The sequence below is a fragment of the Levilactobacillus bambusae genome, from assembly GCF_003124125.1.
Classification (GTDB): Bacteria; Bacillota; Bacilli; order Lactobacillales; family Lactobacillaceae; genus Levilactobacillus; species Levilactobacillus bambusae.
Genome location: NZ_QCXQ01000004.1, coordinates 1 through 3,242 on the forward strand (window position 1 = coordinate 1; position 3,242 = coordinate 3,242).

Genomic DNA, 3,242 nt, shown 5'->3' on the forward strand with positions numbered 1-3,242 from the left:
GCGCGGCAACGTCCTATCCTCGCGGGAGGCGATCCTCCAACTACTTTCGGCGTGCTAAAGCTTAACTTCTGTGTTCGGCATGGGAACAGGTGTATCCTTTAGGCTATCGCCACCACACTCTTAAGAGAACTTCTTCCCTCAAAACTAGTTATCATTAATCTCTTCTTGAGAACACCACTTACTTGGTTAAGTCCTCGACCGATTAGTATTGGTCCGCTCCGCGTGTCACCACGCTTCTACTTCCAACCTATCTACCTGATCATCTCTCAGGGGTCTTACTTCCATATAGGAATGGGAAATCTCATCTTGAGGCGAGTTTCACACTTAGATGCTTTCAGCGTTTATCTCATCCACACATAGCTACCCAGCGATGCGCCTGGCGGCACAACTGGTACACCAGCGGTGTGTCCATTCCGGTCCTCTCGTACTAGGAACAGCTCCTCTCAAATTTCCTACGCCCGCGACGGATAGGGACCGAACTGTCTCACGACGTTCTGAACCCAGCTCGCGTACCGCTTTAATGGGCGAACAGCCCAACCCTTGGGACCGACTACAGCCCCAGGATGCGATGAGCCGACATCGAGGTGCCAAACCTCCCCGTCGATGTGGACTCTTGGGGGAGATAAGCCTGTTATCCCCAGGGTAGCTTTTATCCGTTGAGCGATGGCCCTTCCATACGGTACCACCGGATCACTAAGCCCGACTTTCGTCCCTGCTCGACCTGTCTGTCTCGCAGTCAAGCTCCCTTCTGCCTTTACACTCAATGAATGATTTCCAACCATTCTGAGGGAACCTTTGGGCGCCTCCGTTACTTTTTAGGAGGCGACCGCCCCAGTCAAACTGCCCACCTGACACTGTCTTCCACCACGATAAGTGGTGCGAGTTAGAGTGTTCACACAGCGAGGGTCGTATCCCACCAACGCCTCCACCGAAACTAGCGTTCCGGCTTCTACGGCTCCGACCTATCCTGTACAAGCTGTGCCAACACCCAATATCAAGCTACAGTAAAGCTCCATGGGGTCTTTCCGTCCTGTCGCGGGTAACCTGCATCTTCACAGGTACTATAATTTCACCGAGTCTCTCGTTGAGACAGTGCCCAGATCGTTACGCCTTTCGTGCGGGTCGGAACTTACCCGACAAGGAATTTCGCTACCTTAGGACCGTTATAGTTACGGCCGCCGTTTACTGGGGCTTCATTTCTGGGCTTCGCCGAAGCTAACTCATCCACTTAACCTTCCAGCACCGGGCAGGCGTCAGCCCCTATACGTCATCTTACGATTTTGCAGAAACCTGTGTTTTTGATAAACAGTCGCCTGGGCCTATTCACTGCGGCTGCACTTGCGTGCAGCACCCCTTCTTCCGAAGTTACGGGGTCATTTTGCCGAGTTCCTTAACGAGAGTTCACTCGCTCACCTTAGGATACTCTCCTCGACTACCTGTGTCGGTTTGCGGTACGGGTAGATAATGACTCGCTAGAAGCTTTTCTCGGCAGTGTGACATCAGGTACTTCCCTACTAAATTCGGTCCCCGTCACGCCTTGTCCTTAAGACAGCAAGCATTTCACTCGCCATCAGACTTGACGCTTGGACGCACATTTCCAACCGTGCGCATACCTTAGCCTCCTGCGTCCCTCCATTGCTCAAACATCATTACCTAGTACAGGAATCTCAACCTGTTAGCCATCGTCTACGCCTCTCGGCCTCGACTTAGGTCCCGACTAACCCTGGGAGGACGAGCCTTCCCCAGGAAACCTTAGTCATTCGGTGGACCAGATTCTCACTGGTCTTTCGCTACTCATACCGGCATTCTCACTTCTAAGCGCTCCACAGGTCCTTACGATCCTGCTTCATTGCCCTTAGAACGCTCTCCTATCACGCAACCTAATGGTTGCATCCACAATTTCGGTAATGTGCTTAGCCCCGGTATATTTTCGGCGCAGAATCACTCGGCTAGTGAGCTATTACGCACTCTTTAAATGGTGGCTGCTTCTGAGCCAACATCCTAGCTGTCTATGCAACTCCACATCCTTTTCCACTTAGCACATATTTGGGGACCTTAATTGGTGGTCTGGGCTGTTTCCCTTTCGACGGTGGATCTTATCACTCATCGTCTGACTCCCGGATAGTAAATCAATGGCATTCGGAGTTTATCTGAATTCAGTAACCCATGACGGGCCCCTAGTCCAAACAGTGGCTCTACCTCCATGATTCTTCGTCCGAGGCTAGCCCTAAAGCTATTTCGGAGAGAACCAGCTATCTCCAAGTTCGTTTGGAATTTCACCGCTACCCACACCTCATCCCAGCACTTTTCAACGTACACGGGTTCGGGCCTCCAGTGCGTTTTACCGCACCTTCACCCTGGACATGGGTAGGTCACCTGGTTTCGGGTCTACGTCTGCTTACTGAAACGCCCGTTTCAGACTCGCTTTCGCTGCGGCTCCGGCTTTTCACCTTAACCTCGCAAACAAACGTAACTCGCCGGTTCATTCTACAAAAGGCACGCTATCACCCATTAACGGGCTCTAACTAATTGTAGGCACATGGTTTCAGGAACTATTTCACTCCCCTTCCGGGGTGCTTTTCACCTTTCCCTCACGGTACTGGTTCACTATCGGTCACTAGAGAGTATTTAGCCTTGGGAGATGGTCCTCCCGGATTCCGACCACGTTTCACGTGTGTGGCCGTACTCAGGATCCTGAACTGAGGGAAATCGATTTCGTCTACGGGGCTATCACCCACTGTGGCTGACCTTCCCAGGTCATTCAACTATCGACTTCTTTGGTAACTCAAATGTTCAGTCCTACAACCCCAACGAGCAAGCTCGTTGGTTTGGGCTGTTCCCCGTTCGCTCGCCGCTACTGAGGGAATCGAATTTTCTTTCTCTTCCTGTGGGTACTTAGATGTTTCAGTTCCCCACGTCTACCTCACATTAAGTATGTATTCCCTAATGTGTAACACACGATTAAGTGTGCTGGGTTTCCCCATTCGGAAATCTCCGGATCAAAGCTTACGTACAGCTCCCCGAAGCATATCGGTGTTAGTCCCGTCCTTCATCGGCTTCTAGTGCCAAGGCATTCACCATGCGCCCTTGTTAACTTAACCTACGGTTATTAATATAATCGTGATTAATTGAGTATTAGCGATATTGAACTAAATTAAAAAACTCAAAAAAACGCGGTGTTCTCGGTTTAATTATTTAATAATTAAAGAAGAAATTAATGATATCTAGTTTTCAAAGAACAA

General features: G+C 50.3%; 2 rRNA genes. Both read right to left on the reverse strand.

Annotation, left to right across the window (positions count from 1 at the left end):
* Window positions 1–117: ribosomal RNA gene (rrf, locus tag DCM90_RS07410) — 5S ribosomal RNA — on the reverse strand.
* Window positions 118–182: 65 nt separating this feature from the next.
* Window positions 183–3,101 (reverse strand): 23S ribosomal RNA (locus DCM90_RS07415).
* Between the last annotated feature and the right edge of the window lie 141 nt (window positions 3,102–3,242).